Annotated in this window: 22 protein-coding genes, 2 tRNA genes and 1 other RNA gene; 7 read left to right on the forward strand and 18 right to left on the reverse strand. The window is 44.5% G+C overall.

The annotated features are described in order from the left end of the window. Positions 1 to 27: 27 nt before the first annotated feature. From infB to rlmE, 10 genes are all read right to left on the reverse strand, one after another. Complete coding sequence (gene infB / locus H027_RS0103445; RefSeq protein ID WP_024871142.1) at positions 28 to 2733, reverse strand: translation initiation factor IF-2; 2706 nt, start codon at positions 2731 to 2733, stop codon at positions 28 to 30. Positions 2734 to 2750: 17 nt separating this feature from the next. After that, the gene (nusA, locus tag H027_RS0103450) at positions 2751 to 4250 is read right to left on the reverse strand and encodes a transcription termination factor NusA (RefSeq protein WP_024871143.1); all 1500 of its coding nucleotides are present in this window, start codon (positions 4248 to 4250) and stop codon (positions 2751 to 2753) included. Between the two features lie 15 nt (positions 4251 to 4265). Next, the gene (rimP, locus tag H027_RS0103455) at positions 4266 to 4724 is read right to left on the reverse strand and encodes a ribosome maturation factor RimP (RefSeq protein WP_024871144.1); all 459 of its coding nucleotides are present in this window, start codon (positions 4722 to 4724) and stop codon (positions 4266 to 4268) included. A 142-nt stretch (positions 4725 to 4866) separates the two neighbouring features. Then, positions 4867 to 4943, reverse strand: a tRNA-Met gene (locus H027_RS0103460). A gap of 50 nt (positions 4944 to 4993) precedes the next feature. Further along, positions 4994 to 5078: transfer RNA gene (locus tag H027_RS0103465), tRNA-Leu, on the reverse strand. A 6-nt stretch (positions 5079 to 5084) separates the two neighbouring features. Continuing rightward, complete coding sequence (gene secG, locus H027_RS0103470; protein WP_024871145.1) at positions 5085 to 5432, reverse strand: preprotein translocase subunit SecG; 348 nt, start codon at positions 5430 to 5432, stop codon at positions 5085 to 5087. A gap of 210 nt (positions 5433 to 5642) precedes the next feature. Then, positions 5643 to 6977, reverse strand: a complete 1335-nt coding sequence (gene glmM / locus H027_RS0103475) for a phosphoglucosamine mutase (protein ID WP_024871146.1) — start codon at positions 6975 to 6977, stop codon at positions 5643 to 5645. An 18-nt stretch (positions 6978 to 6995) separates the two neighbouring features. Further along, positions 6996 to 7838, reverse strand: coding sequence for a dihydropteroate synthase (gene folP / locus H027_RS0103480; protein WP_024871147.1), 843 nt, complete (start codon positions 7836 to 7838; stop codon positions 6996 to 6998). Between the two features lie 57 nt (positions 7839 to 7895). Further along, the gene (ftsH, locus tag H027_RS0103485; RefSeq protein WP_024871148.1) at positions 7896 to 9833 is read right to left on the reverse strand and encodes an ATP-dependent zinc metalloprotease FtsH; all 1938 of its coding nucleotides are present in this window, start codon (positions 9831 to 9833) and stop codon (positions 7896 to 7898) included. Positions 9834 to 9875: 42 nt separating this feature from the next. Beyond that, on the reverse strand, positions 9876 to 10505 hold the full coding sequence (rlmE, locus tag H027_RS0103490; protein ID WP_024871149.1) for a 23S rRNA (uridine(2552)-2'-O)-methyltransferase RlmE: 630 nt from the start codon (positions 10503 to 10505) through the stop codon (positions 9876 to 9878). Positions 10506 to 10599: 94 nt separating this feature from the next. Here rlmE and yhbY point away from each other — a divergent pair, with 94 nt between their 5' ends. Then, the gene (gene yhbY, locus H027_RS0103495) at positions 10600 to 10893 is read left to right on the forward strand and encodes a ribosome assembly RNA-binding protein YhbY (protein ID WP_024871150.1); all 294 of its coding nucleotides are present in this window, start codon (positions 10600 to 10602) and stop codon (positions 10891 to 10893) included. Positions 10894 to 10958: 65 nt separating this feature from the next. On the opposite strand, the gene greA is transcribed toward yhbY, so the two are convergent. The 4 genes from greA to grpE form a co-directional block, all read right to left on the reverse strand. Beyond that, positions 10959 to 11435: a transcription elongation factor GreA gene (gene greA / locus H027_RS0103500; protein ID WP_024871151.1), complete on the reverse strand. Its 477-nt coding sequence runs from the start codon at positions 11433 to 11435 to the stop codon at positions 10959 to 10961. Positions 11436 to 11582: 147 nt separating this feature from the next. Further along, complete coding sequence (gene dnaJ / locus H027_RS0103505) at positions 11583 to 12713, reverse strand: molecular chaperone DnaJ (protein WP_024871152.1); 1131 nt, start codon at positions 12711 to 12713, stop codon at positions 11583 to 11585. Between the two features lie 82 nt (positions 12714 to 12795). Further along, positions 12796 to 14733, reverse strand: a complete 1938-nt coding sequence (gene dnaK / locus H027_RS0103510) for a molecular chaperone DnaK (protein ID WP_024871153.1) — start codon at positions 14731 to 14733, stop codon at positions 12796 to 12798. Between the two features lie 143 nt (positions 14734 to 14876). Next, positions 14877 to 15470, reverse strand: coding sequence for a nucleotide exchange factor GrpE (gene grpE, locus H027_RS0103515; RefSeq protein WP_038149149.1), 594 nt, complete (start codon positions 15468 to 15470; stop codon positions 14877 to 14879). 146 nt (positions 15471 to 15616) lie between these two features. On the opposite strand from grpE, the gene nadK reads away from it, so the two are divergent. The 3 genes from nadK to H027_RS0103530 all read left to right on the forward strand — a co-directional run bounded on the left by nadK (position 15617) and on the right by H027_RS0103530 (position 18672). Then, positions 15617 to 16501 carry an NAD(+) kinase gene (gene nadK / locus H027_RS0103520; RefSeq protein WP_024871155.1) on the forward strand — a complete coding sequence of 295 codons (885 nt, stop codon included), beginning with the start codon at positions 15617 to 15619 and terminating at the stop codon, positions 16499 to 16501. Positions 16502 to 16590: 89 nt separating this feature from the next. Further along, positions 16591 to 18258 carry a DNA repair protein RecN gene (gene recN / locus H027_RS0103525; RefSeq protein ID WP_024871156.1) on the forward strand — a complete coding sequence of 556 codons (1668 nt, stop codon included), beginning with the start codon at positions 16591 to 16593 and terminating at the stop codon, positions 18256 to 18258. 72 nt (positions 18259 to 18330) lie between these two features. Then, complete coding sequence (locus H027_RS0103530) at positions 18331 to 18672, forward strand: outer membrane protein assembly factor BamE (RefSeq protein WP_024871157.1); 342 nt, start codon at positions 18331 to 18333, stop codon at positions 18670 to 18672. Positions 18673 to 18721: 49 nt separating this feature from the next. Here the strand turns inward: H027_RS0103530 and H027_RS0103535 are convergent, their stop codons facing one another. After that, a complete protein-coding gene (locus tag H027_RS0103535) occupies positions 18722 to 19021 on the reverse strand; it encodes an RnfH family protein (protein ID WP_024871158.1) in 300 nt (99 codons plus the stop codon). Further along, positions 19014 to 19448, reverse strand: coding sequence for an SRPBCC family protein (locus H027_RS0103540; RefSeq protein ID WP_024871159.1), 435 nt, complete (start codon positions 19446 to 19448; stop codon positions 19014 to 19016). The genes H027_RS0103535 and H027_RS0103540 overlap by 8 nt, the downstream gene beginning before the upstream one ends. 132 nt (positions 19449 to 19580) lie before the next feature. On the opposite strand from H027_RS0103540, the gene smpB reads away from it, so the two are divergent. Next, positions 19581 to 20063 carry an SsrA-binding protein SmpB gene (gene smpB / locus H027_RS0103545; RefSeq protein ID WP_024871160.1) on the forward strand — a complete coding sequence of 161 codons (483 nt, stop codon included), beginning with the start codon at positions 19581 to 19583 and terminating at the stop codon, positions 20061 to 20063. Positions 20064 to 20109: 46 nt separating this feature from the next. Next, positions 20110 to 20469, forward strand: a transfer-messenger RNA (tmRNA) gene (gene ssrA / locus H027_RS18635). 93 nt (positions 20470 to 20562) lie between these two features. Here the strand turns inward: ssrA and H027_RS0103550 are convergent. After that, positions 20563 to 20853 (reverse strand): hypothetical protein, encoded by a 291-nt coding sequence (locus H027_RS0103550; protein WP_024871161.1) that lies wholly within the window; start codon positions 20851 to 20853, stop codon positions 20563 to 20565. 83 nt (positions 20854 to 20936) lie between these two features. Further along, entirely contained in the window at positions 20937 to 21182 is a 246-nt protein-coding gene (locus H027_RS0103555; RefSeq protein WP_024871162.1) for a hypothetical protein, read from the reverse strand. Between the two features lie 460 nt (positions 21183 to 21642). On the opposite strand from H027_RS0103555, the gene H027_RS0103560 reads away from it, so the two are divergent. Then, positions 21643 to 21867: a hypothetical protein gene (locus tag H027_RS0103560; protein WP_024871163.1), complete on the forward strand. Its 225-nt coding sequence runs from the start codon at positions 21643 to 21645 to the stop codon at positions 21865 to 21867. The last annotated feature ends 62 nt before the right edge of the window (positions 21868 to 21929 follow it).

A 21929-nucleotide genomic window follows, 5' to 3' on the forward strand; every position in this document is an offset into this window, starting at 1 on the left:
CGGGGGCATTCAAGCCCCCGTAACTGATTATAGCGTACGCTGAATTTCAACTGTTTCGTAAACTTCAATCTGGTCGCCAGGGCGAACATCATTGTAGTTCTTAACAGCGATACCACATTCGTAGCCGTTTTTGACTTCTGGTACGTCATCTTTGAAGCGGCGCAGAGATTCCAGTTCGCCTTCATAGATAACAACGTTATCACGCAGCACACGAATAGGACTGTTCCGCTTAACAGTACCTTCAGTAACCATACAACCCGCAACCGCACCAAATTTCGGTGAACGGAACACATCACGGACTTCAGCCAGACCAATGATTTGTTGTTTGTATTCAGGAGCCAACATACCACTCATGGCTTGACGAACTTCATCAATCAAGTCGTAGATCACTGAGTAATAACGCAGATCGATGTTTTCTGATTCAATGATCTTACGCGCAGAAGCATCGGCACGAACGTTGAAACCGAGAACAATGGCATTAGACGCGGCAGCCAAGCTTGCATCTGTTTCAGTAATACCACCGACACCGGAACCAATGATCTTAACTTTAACTTCGTCAGTTGACAGTTTGTTCAGTGAGTCTGCAATTGCCTCAACAGAGCCTTGAACGTCCGCTTTCAATACCACGTTCAGTTCAGAAACTTCACCTTCTGTCATGTTAGAGAACATGTTTTCCAGTTTCGCTTTCTGCTGGCGAGCCAGTTTGACGTCACGGAATTTACCTTGACGATACAAGGCAACTTCACGCGCTTTCTTCTCATCACGAACAACAGTTGCTTCATCACCAGCAGATGGAACACCTGATAAACCCAGGATCTCAACTGGCGTAGAAGGACCCGCAGTTTCAATACTACGGCCCAGCTCATCACGCATCGCACGAACACGGCCATATTCCAGACCACACAGAACGATATCACCCTGATGCAAGGTACCTTCTTGAACCAAAACAGTAGCTACTGGACCACGGCCCTTATCCAGACGAGATTCGATGACTACACCACTTGCCATGGCATCACGAACCGCTGTCAGTTCAAGAACTTCAGCCTGCAACAGAATTGCATTCAGCAGATCATCAATCCCCTGACCGCTCTTCGCTGAAACTTTCACAAACTGGTTTTCACCGCCCCATTCTTCTGGAATGACGCTATGACGAGTCAGTTCATTCATTACTCGGTCTGGATCAGCTTCAGGTTTATCAATTTTGTTGACTGCAACAACAATTGGAACACCTGCAGCCTTAGCATGTTGAATTGCTTCAATAGTTTGCGGCATAACACCGTCATCTGCGGCAACAACCAATACAACGATATCAGTCGCTTTAGCACCTCGAGCACGCATTGCGGTAAATGCTGCGTGACCTGGCGTATCCAGGAACGTAATACTACCGTTATCCGTGTCTACGTGATAAGCACCGATATGCTGCGTAATCCCGCCCGCTTCGCCAGAAGCAACCTTCGCTTTACGGATATAATCCAGCAACGACGTTTTACCGTGGTCAACGTGACCCATAATGGTCACAACAGGTGCACGATCTTCACGGGTAGCAGTGGAATCACGATCCTGCAATACAGCTTCTTCCAGCTCATTTTCGCGGCGCAGGGTGACTTTATGACCCATTTCTTCCGCAACCAACTGAGCGGTTTCTTGATCAATGACTTGGTTGATGGTGGCCATAGCCCCCATTTTCATCATCACTTTAATGACTTCAACGGCTTTCACCGCCATCTTCTGAGCCAACTCACCAACAGTAATGGTTTCACCGATAATGATGTCACGGTTTACTGGTTGAGCAGGTTTCTGGAAGCCATGCTGCATTGAATTCGGTGTGTGAACTTTAGCCCGTTTACCTTTTCTGGCACGAGGATTACGTTCTTCACGAGCTTCATCATGCGGCGATTTTTTAGCCTTAGTGACGCCAGTACGACGACGGCCTTTGCTTTCATCCTGACGTTCGCGTTCAGCTTCTGCTTCTTTCACGAACTTAGATGCAGCTTCCCCGACATCATCACTCAATTCTGCACGACGACGAGCTTCTTCTTCCGCAGCCCAACGAGCTTCATTTTCCTCTGCCAGACGACGAGCTTCTTCAGCAATGCGCTGTGCTTCAGCCTCAGCCTTACGACGAGCCTCATCTTCCTGTTTCTTACGTAATGCCTCTGCTTCACGCTTGGCATTTTCATCTGCGCGTTTATCTGCCTCAGCTTTCACTTTTTTGGCCTTCTCATCCGGAGATTTTGCTGCATCGTTTGCAACAGCTTCTATCGATTGCTTCTTGACCTCAGCCTCTTTGCGCGCTTTATCTTCGGCTTCTTTGCGGGCTTTAGCTTCCGCGTCCTTACGCGCTTGTTCAGCTTTGGCTAATTCGTCTTGGCGTGCCTTTTCAGCGTCCAGGCGCGCCTTTTCTTCTGCTTCTTTCTGTTGAGCATCGTCAATCACTGAACGATGAACATACGTTTTTGATTTACGAACTTCAATTTGAACTTCTTTATTTTTTCCGCCAGCACCTTGAACATTCAAAGTGCTTTTGGTTTTACGCTGCAGTGTCATGCGTTTAGGTTCTGCATTATCTGCACCGTGCTGTTTTTTCAGATGTTCTAACAATGCCTGTTTTTCATGTTCGGTAACCATTGCTTCCGCATCTTTAGTCAAACCGGCATCTTTAAATTGTTGAACTAACCGGTCAACCGGTGTTCCCACTTCAATGGCTAGTTGTTTTACTGATAAATCGGCCATTCACTACCCTCCGCAGTTTACTCTGCTTGCTCACCGAACCAGCAGATATTACGAGCTGCCATAATCAATTCACCGGCTTTCTCTTCGGTCATCCCCGGAATACCACTCAGATCGTCAATGCCTTGTTCAGCCAAATCCTCCAGAGTTGGTATTCCCCGGGCAGCCAGCTCATAGGCTAAATCCTGCGTCATACCTTGTAATGCCAGCAGATCATCTGCAGGTTTAGCTCCCGCCAGGGTTTCTTCTTTTGCCAACGCCTGTGTGCTTAAAGCCTGCTTAGCTCGTTCACGTAACTCTTCAATCTGTTCATCATCTAAGTCTTCAATGCGTTGTAATTCGCTCAAAGGAACATAGGCAATTTCTTCAACAGTTGAGAAGCCCTCTTCAACCAACAATTCAGCAAAATCATCATCAATATCCAACGCCTGCGTGAACAGGTTCAAGATGCGATCTTTTTCTGCCTGATGCTTGGTTTGCATATCCTCGACTGTCATCACATTCAGCTCCCAACCGGAAAGCTGTGATGCCAGACGAACATTTTGTCCGTTACGACCAATGGCCTGAGCCAGATTGCTGGAGACAACAGCAATATCCATCGTGTGGTTATCTTCATCTACAATCAGAGATGCCACATCAGCCGGTGCCATTGCATTGATAACAAACTGAGCTGGATTATCGTCCCACAGGACAATATCAATACGCTCTCCCGCCAATTCACCAGATACGGCCTGAACGCGGGCGCCACGCATACCAACACAAGCACCTACAGGATCAATGCGGCGGTCATTGGTTTTTACGGCAATTTTGGCACGAGAACCCGGATCACGTGCTGCACCTTTGATTTCGATGATTTCTTCACCGATTTCAGGCACTTCAATGCGAAACAGTTCTTTCAGGAAATCAGGATGTGTTCTGCTAATGAACAATTGTGAGCCACGGGCTTCTGGTTTAACTGCCGCTAAAAGCCCTTTAACCCGATCGCCATTGCGGAATGATTCACGTGGCAGCATATCTTCACGATAAAGCACACCCTCAGCATTACTACCCAGATCAAGAATGATACTGTCACGGTTAACTTTTTTCACAACGCCAGTGACAATGGTGCCTTCTTGATCACGGAATTGTTCAACAATCTGAGCACGTTCAGCTTCACGAACTTTTTGAACAATAACTTGTTTTGCCGTTTGTGTTGTAATTCGGTCAAACGTGATTGACTCAATTTGTTCTTCAACATAATCACCCAACTGAATAGTAGGATCATCATATTGTGCGGCATCCAATGAAATTTCACGATACGGGTTTTGCATAATCCCGTCGCCTTCCACTACCTGCCAACGACGGAAAGTATCAAAATCGCCCGTTTTACGATCGATTGCGACACGAACTTCAATATCGCCTTCATATTTCTTTTTGGTTGCTGTCGCTAACGCAGTTTCCAGAGCCTGGAAAATTTTTTCGCGAGGGACTGCCTTTTCATTGGAAACGGCATCAACAACTAAAAGGATTTCTTTATTCATTATCCAATAGCCTCGTCAATCAAAGTTCGGAATCAAGTTTGCCTGTTGAATATTGGCAAAGGCCAGAATTTCATCTCGGCCATCAACAGTAATGGTGATCATTTCGCCATCAACCTGCTTAATGGTGCCCTTATATTTACGTCGGTTATTAACGGCCATACGCAACGTGACTGCCACGACATGATTTATATATCGGGCATAATGGGCTGGTTTCAGTAATGGACGATCCATCCCAGGTGAAGACACCTCAAGATAATATTCAGTGGTGATTGGATCTTCCACATCCAGCAATGCGCTTACCTGATGACTGACTTCTGCACAATCATCTACCGAAACACCATTTGCATGATCAATGTAAACCCGCAATGTAGAATGTTTACCGGCACGGATAAACTCAATTCCCCACAATTCATAGCCTAATGCAACAACAGGAGCATCAAGCAATTCTGTCAGGCGTTGTTCCAAGGTAGCCAATAGACCCTCCGTAAATAAAAAAAGGGCATCAGAGGCCCAATATTATGTCCACCGGATGGTGGTAACAGAATCCGGATAACAAAAAGCCCCGTTCAAAGAACTGGGGCCCGTATAGCCTGATCGCCAAGACGATCATGAAAATTGGTTGCGGGGGCTGGATTTGAACCAACGACCTTCGGGTTATGAGCCCGACGAGCTACCAAGCTGCTCCACCCCGCGTCAAATTACGCTAATGATAACATAACGAGGACTATGCTATCAAACTAAATTGGTGCCCAGCGCGGGACTTGAACCCGCACGCCTATTGGCACTACCCCCTCAAGATAGCGTGTCTACCAATTCCACCAGCTGGGCTTTATTTTAGTTTGGAACGTCAGTATTTTTCTTCTCAACCGGAGTTTTTTCTACTGGCTGTTCAGTTTTCTTTTCTACCACGGCCGGTTTCGTTAAATCCGACCAAGTATCAGCGGGCTTAGTGCGGTTATTGGTAATAGCACCCAGCACCAAGCTGATAATAAAAAATATGATTGCAAGAATCGCAGTACTTTTTGTTAAAAAGTTACCAGATCCTGATGCTCCAAATACAGTATTAGAAGCGCCAGCGCCAAACGATGCTCCCATTGAAGCACCCTTTCCCTGTTGCACCAACACTAAACCAATTAGTGCGATAGCTACTAACAGATATAAAACCAGCAGGACTTCGTACATGTTATTCCTCTAACGCCCTTAATTGAACAACCGATCTACCTCGGTAATATAAGCGGCAGGATACTAGCATCGGAAAAATATTTTCTCAATCTAACTAGTTTTATTCCCAGCTATGGCTACAAAGCGAGGCAATACTAGCCAGCCTTTCTAACTCTGACAAGCAGATTTTCAAAAAAGCCGACTAATTGCATATTTTTAAAACAAAAAAGTCTATTTTACAGCAGATACTTCCGCAGCAATTTTCTCAGCAAGTTGCTGAACTAACTGCTCGGACTCACCTTCAACCATCACTCTGATCAATGGTTCAGTACCCGATTTACGCAATAACACCCGACCTGTTTTTCCTAATCTATCTTCGACATCCCGAACAATTTGCTGTACTGATGGAGATGTCAGTGGGTTATGCTCACCTGAAAAGCGAACATTAATCAGGATTTGTGGGAATTTTTTAATGTCTTGGCGCAATTCAAACAAGGTTTGACCGGCACGACTTGCCGCTTTTAATACCTGCAAAGCAGCAATAATACCATCGCCCGTGGTGGTTTGATCTAAGCAGATAATATGGCCTGAGTTTTCGCCACCGAGTCGCCATCCCTTCTCTTGAAGCAACTCCATAACATAGCGATCGCCTACTTTGGCTCTTATTAATGGAATATCAAGCTTAGTTAGCGCGACTTCTAACCCCATGTTAGTCATCAAAGTTCCAACCACACCGCCAGTTAATGCGCCTTGTTGCTGAAGATCTCGAGCGATGATATAGAGCAATTCATCACCATCAACTTCATATCCCGTATGATCAACCATAATCAGGCGATCACCATCACCATCAAATGCAATGCCCAGATCTGCTTTTTCTTGCAATACTCGATCTACTAACGCTTTAGGGGCTGTCGAACCAACCTGATCATTGATATTCAAACCATCCGGTGCACATCCCATGGCAATGACATCCGCGCCTAATTCACGAAATACGGATGGTGCGATGTGATAGGTTGCACCATGAGCACAATCTACGACAATTTTTAATCCATCAAGACTGAGCTCGCTAGGAAAAGTGCTTTTGCAAAACTCAATGTAACGGCCTGGCGCATCATCAATTCGTGATGCTTTACCTAGCAAGGATGATTCAACGCAGCAGATATCATCATCCATTGCATTTTCAATCGCAGTTTCAATTTCGTCAGGTAATTTAGTGCCTTTAGTAGAGAAAAACTTAATCCCATTATCATAATACGGATTATGTGAGGCACTAATTACAACACCCGCTTCCGCACGAAAAGTTCTGGTCAGATAAGCGACTGCAGGTGTAGGCATCGGCCCCAGTAAGACAGGTTTCAGACCAGCAGCAGAAAGTCCGGCTTCCAGTGCAGCTTCCAACATATAACCTGAAATTCGGGTATCTTTGCCAATTAGAACTTTTTTGCTCCCCTGCTTGGCGAGAACCTTACCCGCAGCCCAGCCTAATTTCATTACAAAATCAGGCGTAATCGGCATTTCACCCACTTTGCCCCGCACACCGTCGGTACCAAAATATTTTCTGCTCATTTTTTATCCGGATAAATATTAACTAATACGTAGTTTCTGATATTGTTGTGCATGCCAGAAAACTCGTACGGCATCTGTAGTGGCCCGTACGTCATGAACACGAATAATACGCGCCCCCTTCGAAAGTGCATAGAGTGCAGCACCAATACTTCCAGGTAATCGTTCATCTATTGCACAATTAAGAAAATTACCAATCATGCTTTTTCGGGATACACCAATTAAAATTGGATGCTTGACACCCAACTCATTCATTCGCCCCAATAACTCAAAATTCTGTTCGAGTGTTTTCCCAAACCCAAAGCCAGGATCAATGATTAATTTCTCATCCGAAATCCCTGCGTTAAGACAAGCGGTGATCCTTTCATGCAGAAACGAAGACACTTCTGTGACTATATCGGTATATGACGGTTTTTGTTGCATTGTTTGCGGGTCACCTTGCATGTGCATTAAACAAACCAATGCATTATGGGATGCTGCCACGGCCAAAGCACCATCATCTTGCAATGCCTTGATATCATTAATTAAATGAGCTCCAGCTTTACAAGCCTCATTCATCACGGCAGTTTTATAGGTATCAACAGAAATCATGACATCTAGCTTCTGCGATATCCGTTCAATGATAGGTATGACTCTATCCAGCTCTTCCTGTTCTGGTACAAAGGCTGCACCGGGTCGTGTCGATTCACCGCCGATATCAATGATATCGGCACCTTCTCGTATCATTTCCTCTGCCCGGAAAAGCGCTTTATCTAATTGGTTAAAACGAGAACCATCAGAAAATGAATCTGGCGTAATGTTTAGAATCCCCATGATTCGGGGTTGTGATAAATCTAAATTTCGTCCGCAACCAGTCACTATCATTATTTTTCTCCAATAAAAAAACCCCAGACATAATGTCTGGGGTTTATATGGCCATGATTAATTTGCAGTATCAGATGGTGCTGAATGCTCTTCAGAGTTATTACTAATCTCTGAATTTTCATTGTTTCCAGAAGAATTAGAACCGCCCGCTGTTGGCGTTCCGTTATTTTGACCATAATCTGCTGGTAAGCGAACTTCTCTACGCGCCATCAAGTCATCAATCTGATGAGCATCGATAGTTTCATATTTCATCAATGCATCTTTCATCGCATGGAGTATATCCATGTTTTCCATCAGCAATTGCTTCGCTCGTTCATAATTACGGTTAATAACCTGTTTGACTTCGGTATCGATAATACGAGCGGTATCGTCAGACATGTGTTTCGCTTTGGCCATAGACCGACCAAGGAACACTTCACCATCCTCTTCCGCATATAACATCGGCCCTAACCGCTCGGACATCCCCCACTGTGTCACCATTTTTCTGGCTAGCTCAGTGGCGCGCTCGATATCATTGGATGCGCCTGTCGTTACACGCTCGTTACCATAAATAATTTCTTCCGCCAGACGTCCGCCATATAAACTGGAAATCATGGATTCCAGATATTGTTTGGAATGACTCCAGCGATCCTGTTCTGGTAAATACATGGTTACACCCAAAGCTCTGCCGCGAGGGATAATCGAGACCTTATAAACAGGATCATGTTCAGGCACAAGGCGACCAATGATTGCGTGACCAGCTTCATGATATGCCGTCATCTCTTTTTCAGATTCGGACATAACCATCGACTTGCGCTCAGCCCCCATCATGATCTTATCTTTGGCTCGCTCAAACTCCGCCATTCCGACCAAGCGTTTATTGCCACGAGCCGCAAATAATGCTGCCTCATTCACCAAGTTCGCTAAATCAGCACCAGAAAAACCAGGCGTTCCACGAGCAATCAGTGAAGCATCAACATCATCACCTAATGGTACTTTGCGCATATGCACTTTGAGGATTTGTTCTCGTCCTCTTACATCCGGCAAACCCACTACGACTTGACGGTCAAAGCGACCTGGACGCAACAACGCAGGGTCCAGTACATCAGGACGGTTAGTAGCCGCAATGACAATAATAGCTTCATGCCCTTCAAAACCGTCCATTTCAACCAGCATCTGGTTCAGGGTCTGTTCACGTTCATCGTGACCACCACCTAATCCCGCACCACGTTGGCGACCGACAGCATCAATTTCATCAATGAAAATGATACAAGGTGCCGCCTTTTTGGCTTGCTCGAACATATCACGAACACGTGACGCCCCCACACCGACAAACATTTCTACGAAATCAGAGCCAGAAATAGAGAAAAATGGAACTTTCGCCTCACCTGCGATCGCTTTCGCCAGTAATGTTTTACCCGTACCTGGCTGACCAACCATCAGAATACCCTTAGGTATTTTGCCACCCAATTTTTGGAATTTAGATGGATCACGCAGATAATCAACCAGCTCTTTGACTTCTTCTTTAGCTTCATCGCAACCAGCGACGTCCGCAAAAGTGGTTTTGATCTGATCTTCACCCATTAACCGGGCGCGACTTTTACCGAAAGACATCGCGCCTTTCCCGCCGCCCCCTTGCATCTGTCGCATGAAGAAAATCCAGACCCCAATCAATAACAGCATTGGGAACCAGGAAATGAAGATACTGGCCAATAAACTAGGTTCTTCGGGTTTATCTCCCACAACGCGGACATTGTGATTCAATAAGTCATTAATCAGTTGGTTATCTTGAATCGGCATAACGGTTGTAAATTTTTCTCCGTCACGCTTCTGACCATTGATAACTTTGCCATCAATGTGCACTTCGCGGATTTGATCCTGAGCTACATCACGGACAAAACTGGAGTAATCCAGTTGCCGCCCCGAGTTATCGCTAGGACTAAAACTCTGGAATAATGACATTAATACAACAGCAATAACTAACCACAGGATCAGATTTTTCGCCATATCACTCAATTCTCTAACCTCGCAATTGATGGCTAAGATAGTTTCAGGTTACTACAGTTTGAAACCTGTAGCCACAATATAGACTTCCCGCGAACGGGCTCGCGATGAATCAGGTTTACGAATTTTGACCACAGAAAACAATGATCTAACTTCTTTGAGGTACTCCTCAAACCCAGCCCCCTGAAACACCTTTACCACAAAACTGCCTTTGGCAGCCAGAACTTGCTTACACATATCAAGAGCCAGTTCAACCAGATACATGGATCTAGGCTGATCAACCGCTGGTGTGCCGGACATATTTGGAGCCATGTCGGAGAGTATAATATCTACTTTCTGTTCGCCAACCCGCCCCAATAACGTATTTAGTACTGCCTCTTCTCGAAAATCACCTTGCAAAAAATCAACCCCAGCAATGGGATCCATAGGTAAAATATCGCATGCAATGACCCGTCCATGTGGTCCGACCTGTTCAACACAGAACTGTGACCAACCGCCAGGTGCCGCACCAAGATCTACGACGGTCATTCCCTGTTTGATCAATTTATCTTTTTGCTGGATTTCATCAATTTTGAATACGGCACGGGAACGTAACCCTTGTTTTTGTGCTTGTTGCACATATTTGTCTTCAAAATGCTCTTTTAGCCAACGTGTAGAGCTGGCTGTACGCTTCTTTTTACTCATGCAAATGACTCTGGGTACGAACCCTATTAGTATTAAAGTGTAGATGGGGTTAAAATGTGGCGTTTTCAATATTTAATACAGAAGAAATAGTGCCATGAATTTAACAACCAAACAAAAGCAATATTTGAAAGGACTGGCTCATGACCTGAAACCAGTTGTCATGCTGGGTCAGCATGGACTAACTGAAGGGGTGCTGGCCGAGATCGATTCGGCACTAAACCATCATGAGTTAATCAAAGTTAAGGTTTCAGCGGCTGATCGCGAGACTAAGAAATTAATCGTTGATGCCATTGTTCGAGAAACCAAAGCTGTACAAGTTCAGGTCATGGGCAATGTCTTAACTTTGTTCCGTCCTTCTGAAGAAAAGAAGATCCATATTCCGAAATAAAAACAACAACGCCATCTGTTGCAACGAGTTACAGCAGATGGCGTTTGTCATTAAGGCTATCGTCATTAGATATATTCGACCTGCACAATCTCAAAATCGACTTTACCCGCAGGTGTGGTAATAGTTGCAACATCATCAACTTCTTTACCAATCAGTCCACGAGCAATCGGTGAGTTAATAGAGAGCATTCCTGACTTAATATCAGATTCATCATCACCCACAATACGATAAGTGATCTCTTCTTCCGTATCACATTTCAGTACTGTCACGGTAGAACCAAAAATTACGCGACCTGTATTTGGTAATTTAGTCACATCAATGATCTGGGCATTTGATAATTTAGCTTCAATTTCCTGAATTCGACCTTCACAGAAACCTTGTTGTTCCCGTGCCGCGTGGTATTCAGCATTTTCTTTTAGGTCACCATGTGCGCGGGCTTCAGCTATTGCCTGGATGATTTGTGGGCGCTGTACTGTCTTCAGTTGTTCTAGTTCTTCGCGTAATTTTTCCGCGCCGAGCACGGTCATTGGTGTCTGACTCATATTCCTGAACCTAATTGTACGATCAAAGCGTTAAACCAACGCAAATAAGAAAAGATGATATGAACGAAATTCATATCATCTCACTGCAAAAATGGAATGTCTGACTATACATCAGTGTCCGTCTTAAACAAACAGACACCCATCGTTTTAGCCAGTCAGATCATCAAAGAAGCGCTTAACACCTTCAAAGAATCCTTCTGCCTTTGGCTTATGTGTTTTCACGCCAGAACCATTCAAGGAGTCTTCCAGTTGTTTCAGCAATTCCTTTTGTTCGTCGCTCAGTTTCACTGGTGTTTCAACAACCGCTTTACACAGTAAATCACCTTCACTACCCGACCGCAATGAACGAACACCTTTACCCCGTAAACGGAACATCCGCCCTGTCTGAGTTTCGGATGGGATTTTCAGCATCACCCGGCCATCCAGTGTTGGTACGGCTACCTCACCACCCAAAGCGGCTGTAGTAAAGCTGATCGGAATTTCACAATACAGGTTATTACCATCCCGGACAAAAATTGGATGTTCTTTGACGTGCACCTGTACATACAAATCACCAGCCGGTGCACCGAACTCTCCAGCCTCACCTTCTCCAGCCAAACGAATACGATCACCTGTATCGACGCCTGCAGGGATCTTAACTGATAATGTTTTAGTTTTTTGAACTCGACCATCGCCATGACATTTCCGACATGGGTCAGTAATGATCTTGCCTTTACCATGACAATGCGGACACGCCTGAGTTACAGCAAAGAAGCCTTGCCGCATTTGAACTTGACCGGAACCATGACAGGTTGGACACGTCTGTGCCGATGTACCTGAACGAGCCCCGGAACCATGGCATTCATCACATTCAACCAGCGTAGGAACTTTGATCTCTTTGCTGACACCTCGAACAGCCTCTTCGAGAGTCAGTTCCATGTTGTAACGGAGATCGGCACCTCGTGCAGCTCGCTGGCTACGGCGTCCACCGCCAAAGATGTCACCAAAAATATCACCGAATACATCGCCAAAATCAGCCCCACCACCAAAACCACCTGGACCTGCCTGATTTGGATCAACGCCCGCATGACCAAATTTGTCGTAGGCGGCACGTTTCTGAGCATCGGTCAGAATTTCATAGGCTTCTTTGGCTTCTTTAAATTTTTCTTCCGCTTCCGGATTATCAGGATTGCGATCTGGGTGATATTTCATCGCCAGCCGTTTATAGGCTTTCTTGATTTCACGCTCATCGGCAGAGCGTTCAACCCCTAATATTTCGTAATAATCTCGCTTTGCCATAGTGAATTATCCATACCTTTTGGATAGACAGACGGGCGTTGGTTACCCAACGCCCGTAATTACTGCCAATGATCGTTAATGCTTATTTTTTGTCGTCTTTAACTTCTTCAAACTCGGCATCAACAACATCATCGTGAGCTTTGTTACCAGCAGTTTCCGCACCAGCCTCAGCACCTGAATGTGCGTGGGCCTGATGTTGTTGCGCTTGTTGCTGTGCAATTTCCATCAGTTTTTGAGATGCAGTCATCAGCTCTTGCTGTTTAGCTTCGATAACGGCTTTATCATCACCCTTGACGGCATCTTCCAGTGCTTTCACTGCACTTTCAATTTTCGCTTTTTCATCCGCAGGCAATGCATCGCCTGCTTCAGTGATCTGCTTGCGTGTTGCATGCACTAAAGCATCTGCGTGGTTACGGGCCTGAACCAGTTCTTCAAATTTCTTATCTTCTGCCAGATTTGCTTCAGCTTCACGAACCATGCGTTGGATTTCATCATCAGACAAGCCAGAAGAAGCCTGAATGGTGATGTTTTGTTCTTTGCCGGTATCTTTGTCTTTCGCACCAACATGCAGAATACCATCAGCATCGATGTCAAAAGTCACTTCAATCTGAGGCAAACCACGTGGTGCTGGACGGATACCTTCCAGATTGAACTGCCCCAGTGATTTATTATCAGAAGCGCGTTTACGCTCACCCTGCAGTACATGGATAGTTACGGCAGACTGATTGTCGTCGGCAGTTGAGAACACTTGCGATTTTTTGGTTGGAATCGTGGTGTTTTTCTCAATCAGCGTAGTCATTACGCTACCCATGGTTTCGATACCCAGTGACAGTGGTGTCACGTCCAGCAGCAGTACGTCGTGTTTTTCACCCGCCAGTACACCGCCCTGGATTGCCGCACCCATAGCAACAGCTTCGTCAGGGTTTACGTCTTTACGAGGTTCTTTACCGAAGAAATCAGCAACCGCTTTCTGAACCATTGGCATACGAGTCTGACCACCAACCAGAATGATGTCATCCAGTTCGCTGACTGACAGGCCTGCATCTTTCAATGCAATTTTCAGTGGTTCGATAGACTGCTTCACCAGATCCTCAACCAGTGATTCCAGCTTGGCACGAGTCACTTTGATGTTCATGTGTTTAGGACCAGTAGCGTCTGCGGTAATATATGGCAGATTCACTTCTGTCTGCTGAGCAGATGACAGCTCGATTTTCGCTTTTTCTGCTGCATCTTTCAGACGTTGCAGAGCCAGCTGATCTTTACGCAGATCAATACCCTGTTCACGTTTGAATTCTTCAACCAGATAATTGATCAGACGGTTGTCAAAATCTTCACCGCCCAAATGGGTGTTACCGTTGGTTGACAATACTTCGAAGGTTTTTTCGCCATCCATTTCATCAATTTCGATGATAGAGATATCGAATGTACCACCACCCAAGTCATAAACTGCGATTTTACGTTCGCCTTTAACTTTGTTCACGCCGTAAGCAAATGCAGCCGCTGTTGGTTCGTTGATGATTCGTTTTACATCCAGACCCGCGATACGACCCGCATCTTTGGTGGCCTGACGTTGTGCATCGTTGAAATAAGCAGGCACTGTAATTACGGCTTCAGTAACTGGCTCACCCAGAAAATCTTCCGCAGTTTTCTTCATTTTTTTCAGCACTTCAGCTGAAATCTGAGGTGCCGCCAATTTACGGCCTTTTACGTCAACCCATGCATCACCGTTGTCAGCACGCACGATATCGAACGGCATGATTTTGATATCACGTTGTACTTCTTCATCTTCATAGCGGCGACCGATCAGACGTTTGATCGCATACAGCGTGTTTTTAGGGTTAGTCACTGCCTGACGTTTCGCTGGTTGACCTACCAGAATTTCACCATCATCGGTGTAAGCAATGATGGAAGGAGTTGTGCGATCGCCTTCCGCATTTTCAATTACACGAGCGGTGTCACCATCCAGAATTGCTACACAAGAGTTGGTGGTGCCCAGGTCAATACCGATGATCTTACCCATTTGATATGTCTCCAGAATTTCTTACTGCATTTAAACCGTTATCAGCTATGTGGGGACTGAATCTTTTTTTTCAAGTTCACCCACGCAACGGCGTTGATTGTTATATGGTGTTGTCCCCGCATCGATTCAAGAGGGACAATAAATTAAACTTCTACATCGACACTGGCTGATGGCGCTTTGCTGACCATGACCATGGCTGGACGGATCACCCGGCCATTCAGCTCATAACCTTTTTGCATGACCGCAATAACTGTATTCGGTGCAACATCGGCATTCTCAACCATGCTCATGGCCTGATGCTGATTCGGGTCAAATAACTGACCTTGTGGATCAATGGCGGTCACGCCAAATTTGGCCACGCTGTTTGCCATTGATTTCAACGTCAGCTCCACGCCTTCCACCAGCGGTTTGACGACTTCATTTTCTTTATCGGCAACCAACAGAGTTCGTTCCAAATTATCCAGAACAGGAAGCAGTTCTGTTGCAAATTTCTCCAAAGCAAATTTATGTGCTTTTTCAACATCTAACGCCGTACGACGACGTAAATTTTCCATTTCAGCAACAGTTCTTAATGCGCGATCTTTTTCATCAGCAGCGATGCTGTTTGCCTGTTCCAGTTTTTGTTCTAGTTCAACAACATAAGCGGGATCAATCGCTACGCCTTCGATAGCAACAGTTTCTTGTTCCTGCGCCTCTGTAGTCTGAGTGTCCTGATTAATCGGTTCTTGATTTGTCATCTTTTACTACCTGAATATCACTGAATGGCACAAATATGGGGATGGCATTGATATTTTCAAGAGGCTATTTTGCATCTGCAGGTAATTTATTGGTTCAACAGGTAAAAGAGTTATACTGCCATCATTGTCATTTTCGGAATGTAGTCATGACTCAGACTTTTCGTACGCTGGCATTACTGGGTAAAGCAAACAATGATGAAGTACAGCAAACCATCAGAGCATTGTATGAATTTTTACATGATCTGGGTTATCGGGTACTGACGGAAACCAAATTAGCACGCCAACTCCCATGTGAACCTGGTGATTGTCTGGATATTGTCGAATTAGGGAAAATCGCAGATTTAGCCATTATCGTGGGTGGTGACGGCCATATGCTGGGCGCGGCGCGAGTTTTAGCTCGCTATGATGTACCGGTTATTGGTGTAAACCGCGGTAATTTAGGATTCCTGACCGATTTATCGCCACATGATTTCAAAACTTCACTGCAACAAGTTTTAGCGGGCGATTATCAATCCGAACATCGTTTTTTGCTAGAAACCACCATCTATCGGCATGGTGAAGTGAAATCATCGAATACGGCATTGAATGAGGCTGTGTTACATCCAGGCAAAATCGCACACATGATTGAATACTCTGTCTATATTGATGATAGCTTTGTATTTAGCCAGCGTGCTGACGGCATGATAATTTCCACCCCAACAGGGTCTACCGCATATGCGCTTTCCGCTGGTGGGCCAATCTTAATGCCACAATTGGATGTAATGACTTTAGTACCAATGTTCCCGCATACCTTGAGCTGTCGTCCCATTGTTATTGATGCACATCGACAGGTTAAGCTGGTGATATCACCAGATAATCATGACGATCAGTTGCATGTCAGTTGCGATGGCCATGTTACATTATCAGTCCATCCCGGTGATGAGATTATTATTCGGCGCGCACCACATCAGTTAACGTTACTGCATCCTAAAGATTACGATTACTTTAACGTATTGCGCACAAAACTAGGCTGGAGCAATCAACTGTTTTAATATACAGTAAAAATTCCCTCACGCCCCTTTACTGTATTTACATACAGTATATACTCAAAATAGTTTATCTGCAGAGGGGCCTGCTTGGTATGCTGACTCAACTCACTATTCATAATTTTGCAATTGTTCGTTTTCTAGAGCTGGATCTTCGCGATGGTATGACCTGTGTCACTGGTGAAACCGGCGCAGGAAAATCTATCGCGATTGATGCATTGGGTCTGTGTCTCGGAGAACGAGCAGATGCAGGCATGTTGCGATACGGTGCTGAAAAAGCGGAAGTTATTGCCCGCTTTAATATTGAAAAAAATATTCATGCTCAGCAATGGCTTCAAGCCAATGAACTAGACACTCAGGACGAATGCATTTTACGACGCATCGTGACGCAAGAAGGACGCTCCAGAGCCTATATCAATGGCACCCCCGTTCCTTTAAATCAGCTCAAGCAACTGGGCAACACCCTGATCAATATTCACGGCCAACATGCTCACCAATTATTGTTAAAGCCCGAATATCAGTTAGCGGTTCTGGATGCTTATGCCAATCATCAGGGATTACTCGAGTTAACTCGCCAGCACTACCAAAACTGGCGGAGTTTACATGCAGAACGGCAACGTTTGCGCCAAGCGCAGGAACAGCGTCAGGCCCGATTGCAGTTATTAGAATACCAAGTACACGAACTGGATGAGTTTGCTTTACAGCCAAACGAATTTATCGAAATTGAAGCAGAACACACCCGACTAGCTAATAGTGAATCATTACGTAATGACAGCCACTATTGTTTGCAACAATTACATGATGGTGACGATGTCACTATCAGTGTATTGATGAAAAATGTCCTCGATAAACTAAGCCCGTTAAGTGAATTCGACCCTCACTTAAAGAATGTCATGCAGATGCTGCAAGACGCCCAGATCCAAATTGAAGAAAGCCATTATGAATTAAGAAGTTATCTCGACAACCTGGATCTTGATCCGTCTCGTTTCGTCGAAGTTGAAACTCGTCTTTCAAAAATAATGGAATTAGCGAGGAAACATCATGTCAGACCGGAAGAACTGGCAGAAAAACACCGGTTATTACGTCAAGAATTAACTGAATTAAGTGCAGCCGATGAGCGTTTACAGGAGCTGGCAACGGCACTGCACAATGCCCGCGAAGATTATCTTGCAGCCGCCAATAAATTGTCCGCAAGCAGGCAGCGTTATGCGGCAGAACTCAGTCAGCAGATTACCGGTCAAATCAGCCAATTAAATATGCCTGATGGCCGATTGGAAATCGTGTTTCATCCTCAGGAGACTCCAACACCGACAGCTCTGGGGCTGGATATTCCAGAGTTCCAAGTTTCTACCAATCCAGGGCAGCCATTGCAAGGTCTCGCCAAAGTTGCATCCGGAGGTGAATTATCCCGAATCAGCTTGGCCATCCAGGTTATTACGGCGCAACGCGTGGCGACACCCACCCTCATTTTTGACGAAGTCGATGTAGGCATCAGTGGTGGTACAGCGTCTATTGTTGGCAAAATGTTACGCAAACTCGGCCAGTCAACCCAGGTGTTAGTTGTAACCCACTTACCGCAAGTAGCAGGGCATGGACACCAGCAATATTTGGTAGCCAAACAAACAGATGGTCAGCAAACAGAAACGTCGATGAAATTACTGGATACAGAGACACGACTGCAGGAATTAGCCCGTTTATTGGGTGGTGATCAGATCACATCCAATACATTAGCGAATGCCCGAGAGTTGCTGATCAGTGGCTAACCCTTTCCCTGAGGATATTTACCCGTTATCATCTGAGCAGCTTAATTGACTGTCGGACAAAGAAGAACAGACATGCAAAATCGCAAATGGGTAATCGCACTGTTAGCCAGCCTGATGATCTCGACCATGACTGGTTGCGTTTATCGTATTGATATTCCACAAGGTAACTATGTCGAACAGAAACAAGTCGATCAACTGCGCGTTGGTATGACAAAGGAACAAGTGGAATATGTAATGGGAAGTTCAATGGTAACTGACCAAAACGATCCCAATGTCTGGTATTACATCTATTATCTCAAACCCGGCTGGGGTGATGCGGAACGGAAAGACATGCGTCTGATGTTCAAAAATGATCGTTTAGCCGCTATTTCCGGTGATTTCCGCACTCCGGTAGATTTCTACAAACCACTCTGATTATTTGAGTGTGCAGGATTGTTTAAGCCGTCAGTTTCTGACGGCTTAATTATTTCAATGTCTGTAATTTTGCTTTTTCAGCCCGTTGTCGGCGAATTTCTTTTGGATCAGCTAATAAGGGGCGATAAATTTCAATCCGGGTTGCATGGTTAAGTGGTGTGCTCAATGGCACAACCCGACCAAATAAACCCACTTTATTCACCGCTAAATCAATTTCAGGATGTCTCGCCAATATTCCTGATTCGCGAATCGCATCCTCGACACTACATCCTGCGCTTACTTTCAACACGAGCGTTGTTTGTTGCATAGGCAATGCATAAACGATTTCAATTTGCAGCAGATCAGACACCGTAAACCTCTTTTGCCCGTTGAGTGAATGCTTGCACCATTGCACCCGTGAGTTCTTTAAATATCTTTCCAAAAGCCAATTCAATCATGACAGACTTAAACTCAAACTCTAGATCTAGTTCAATTTTACAGGCTTGTTCATCAAGTGAGATGAAACGCCAGATACCACGTAACATCTTGAAAGGCCCTTCTACCAACTCCATATTGATAGCGTTAAAAGGCATTAAGGTATTTTTGGTAGTAAATGTTTTTTGAATTCCGGCTTTAGATACGCTGACTACAGCTACCATTTGGTCAGTCGATTTTTCAAGGATCTGTCCATTGACACATCCTGGCAAAAAGAAAGGATAAGCCTCTACGTCATTGACTAATCTGAACATTTGCTCTGCACTGAACATCACCAGCGCACTGCGGTTAACTCGCGCCATAATCACTCCTTTTACTTACAACAATTCTAGCATGACGAAGCAAACATTCGCTAAACCTGTGTGGCTTTGGTTTTACAGCTTTATTACAGTACGTATAATGTAGCGCTTAAATTTATAAAAGGTTTCAGCGACATGAGTAAAGACAAAACAAAGAAAGGCGGTGACAGTACTATTGCGCTGAACAAAAAAGCCCGCCACGAATATTTTATTGAAAGTAAATATGAAGCCGGTTTATCTCTGCAAGGATGGGAAGTTAAATCACTGCGTGCCGGCAAAGCCAATATTGGTGACAGCTATGTGCTCGTCCAGAATGGTGAAGCCTTTTTGTTTGGAGCCACCATTACCCCGCTGAATGTTGCATCGACTCATGTAGTATGCGATCCAACGCGGATCCGTAAATTGCTGCTACAAAAACGCGAATTGGAACGCTTGATCGGCCTGGTTGAACGTCAAGGTTATACCCTCATTCCATTAGCCATGTATTGGAGTCGGGCTTGGGTCAAAGTTGAAATTGGTCTTGCTAAAGGTAAGAAAGAACACGATAAACGCGAAGACCTGAAAGAGCGTGAATGGCAACGCGACAAAGAACGGATGATGAAAAACAAAGGCAGATAATCTTGGATAGCATCTGTTTCTGAGGTATAGTAACAATAACACATTGGGGGCTGATTCTGGATTCGACGGGACACTCGAAACCCAAGGTGCATGCCGAGGTGCGGTAGGCCTCGTAAATAAACCGCAAAAAATAGTCGCAAACGACGAAACTTACGCTTTAGCAGCTTAATAACCTGCTCGAAGCCCTTCTACCCTAGCTTGCCTATGTCCTAGGGGATTGGAAGGTCATCTTTCATAGGATCGCGTGGAAACCTTGTCTGGGGTGGAAGCGTTAAAACTAATCAGACTAGTTATTCAGTGGCGTGTCGGTCCGCAGCTGGGTGGCGAATGTAAAGATACGACTAAGCATGTAGTACTGAGGATGTAGGTTTTTCGGACGCGGGTTCAAATCCCGCCAGCTCCACCACTTCATTAAAGCCCTGTTTTTACAGGGCTTTTTCTTTTTCGATATAAAACAAATCAAAAACTCACTCCCCCATCATAAACCTATTATCAGCAATCAAAGTTTGTGTTCCTCGAATTCCGTGATATCCGGTACATCTAACAGCAACTGAGCCCCATATTTATTAAGTAAATCAGGAGAAATCACTGAAGCTTCGGGTGATAAATAGTAAATAGAATCAGTATCTGTATGTTTGTAATAGTAACGGGCATGCTCTGGGGAGAAAGGATTGTTTATATAGGCTGTATAGAGCTCGCCAGTAAAATTCATACTTGCAATAAATTGAGTCTCATCATTATTGTTAAATATAACGACATGCCATGGTATTGCCTGAGGATGAAAAACCATAGGAAACCTTACTGAACAAGTTGAATGCTTATATTCATTTCAATTAAACGTATAAACGTCACACATGTTAATGACTTAGATCATTACTCGATATTTAAAAGACGGATTTTTTCTCGCAGCGCAACTAATACATCCTCACTTGAATCATATACAACAACTTCCAGTGTTTTAGGTATGTTGTTGCTTTTGCTGAATACAGCAATATCTTTAACCGCTTTTTTGGACGGTTCATATAAAAAATTTAGTCGAACACCCTGATAAACAGCAAAGATGAAATCAGCCTGCTCTATATGCTCTTTGGTCAATTCGTGGAATGAAACTATATTCATTTGATTCTCCAGATTTGAACAAAATTTATATATAACATAAAAACAGAAAAAGTATATTATTTATACAATCTGTAACAAAAAACCAACACTTCGGTCGCTCACGATTTTTACGCAATCAACGGGCATAGCCAATGGAAACGTGCGTTTTGTGTTCCACAATCAGCTTAAAAACACACGTAATTGTTATAAAAATGATAAAAATAATTCAGAATTATAAATATGTTTGCCACAGAGATAACCTTACTATATATTAGAAATCGCTTGATGATTGTGTCATAACCATTCTACTTCTCTCGCTACACCGTCTCTTCTGCATTTTCCTATAGAAAGTCTCGTTGTTTCAGAATAGTTCCATCGTAATGATGTTATTTCAGCGTTTTCATTCGATATTTCGTACTTTCAACTTAAATCAAACTAAAAGCCAATTCCTGTATGGAAATCGGCTTATTAAAGGACACTTATGTTTATCAATATTTCAAATACTATTAGCGTATCCAAACACATGGGACACCAACAAAACAGTTGGATCTGTTATAAGCCCCTGGATGGTAACGAACAACGAAAAAAACCATTATGGAAACGCCAAACTGGGCTAATGAGCGCCCGCGCCATGCATGATTGGCTGGTAAAGCAACACACTGATAATAATGCTGTTGTGGCTTTTCAAAACATTGCGGGGTTGTGATTCACAGTCAATGTCATGAAGATCCATCCCTCTTGTGTTCGACCACTTTAACGCTCTAAATA

The sequence above is a fragment of the Tolumonas lignilytica genome (assembly GCF_000527035.1).
Lineage (GTDB): Bacteria > Pseudomonadota > Gammaproteobacteria > Enterobacterales > Aeromonadaceae > Tolumonas > Tolumonas lignilytica.

Excerpts from the sequence above, each read along its gene's own strand:
- yhbY (WP_024871150.1), top strand. The coding sequence starts at position 10,600 with ATGAATTTAACAACCAAACAAAAGCAATATTTGAAAGGACTGGCTCAT.
- recN (WP_024871156.1), top strand. The coding sequence starts at position 16,591 with ATGCTGACTCAACTCACTATTCATAATTTTGCAATTGTTCGTTTTCTA.
- rlmE (WP_024871149.1), bottom strand. The coding sequence starts at position 10,505 with ATGAGTAAAAAGAAGCGTACAGCCAGCTCTACACGTTGGCTAAAAGAG.
- nusA (WP_024871143.1), bottom strand. The coding sequence starts at position 4,250 with ATGAATAAAGAAATCCTTTTAGTTGTTGATGCCGTTTCCAATGAAAAG.
- greA (WP_024871151.1), bottom strand. The coding sequence starts at position 11,435 with ATGAGTCAGACACCAATGACCGTGCTCGGCGCGGAAAAATTACGCGAA.
- H027_RS0103530 (WP_024871157.1), top strand. The coding sequence starts at position 18,331 with ATGCAAAATCGCAAATGGGTAATCGCACTGTTAGCCAGCCTGATGATC.
- dnaK (WP_024871153.1), bottom strand. The coding sequence starts at position 14,733 with ATGGGTAAGATCATCGGTATTGACCTGGGCACCACCAACTCTTGTGTA.
- dnaJ (WP_024871152.1), bottom strand. The coding sequence starts at position 12,713 with ATGGCAAAGCGAGATTATTACGAAATATTAGGGGTTGAACGCTCTGCC.
- secG (WP_024871145.1), bottom strand. The coding sequence starts at position 5,432 with ATGTACGAAGTCCTGCTGGTTTTATATCTGTTAGTAGCTATCGCACTA.
- H027_RS0103550 (WP_024871161.1), bottom strand. The coding sequence starts at position 20,853 with ATGGTTTTTCATCCTCAGGCAATACCATGGCATGTCGTTATATTTAAC.
- H027_RS0103555 (WP_024871162.1), bottom strand. The coding sequence starts at position 21,182 with ATGAATATAGTTTCATTCCACGAATTGACCAAAGAGCATATAGAGCAG.
- infB (WP_024871142.1), bottom strand. The coding sequence starts at position 2,733 with ATGGCCGATTTATCAGTAAAACAACTAGCCATTGAAGTGGGAACACCG.
- folP (WP_024871147.1), bottom strand. The coding sequence starts at position 7,838 with ATGATAGTGACTGGTTGCGGACGAAATTTAGATTTATCACAACCCCGA.
- glmM (WP_024871146.1), bottom strand. The coding sequence starts at position 6,977 with ATGAGCAGAAAATATTTTGGTACCGACGGTGTGCGGGGCAAAGTGGGT.
- grpE (WP_038149149.1), bottom strand. The coding sequence starts at position 15,470 with ATGACAAATCAAGAACCGATTAATCAGGACACTCAGACTACAGAGGCG.
- nadK (WP_024871155.1), top strand. The coding sequence starts at position 15,617 with ATGACTCAGACTTTTCGTACGCTGGCATTACTGGGTAAAGCAAACAAT.
- H027_RS0103540 (WP_024871159.1), bottom strand. The coding sequence starts at position 19,448 with ATGGCGCGAGTTAACCGCAGTGCGCTGGTGATGTTCAGTGCAGAGCAA.
- H027_RS0103560 (WP_024871163.1), top strand. The coding sequence starts at position 21,643 with ATGTTTATCAATATTTCAAATACTATTAGCGTATCCAAACACATGGGA.
- smpB (WP_024871160.1), top strand. The coding sequence starts at position 19,581 with ATGAGTAAAGACAAAACAAAGAAAGGCGGTGACAGTACTATTGCGCTG.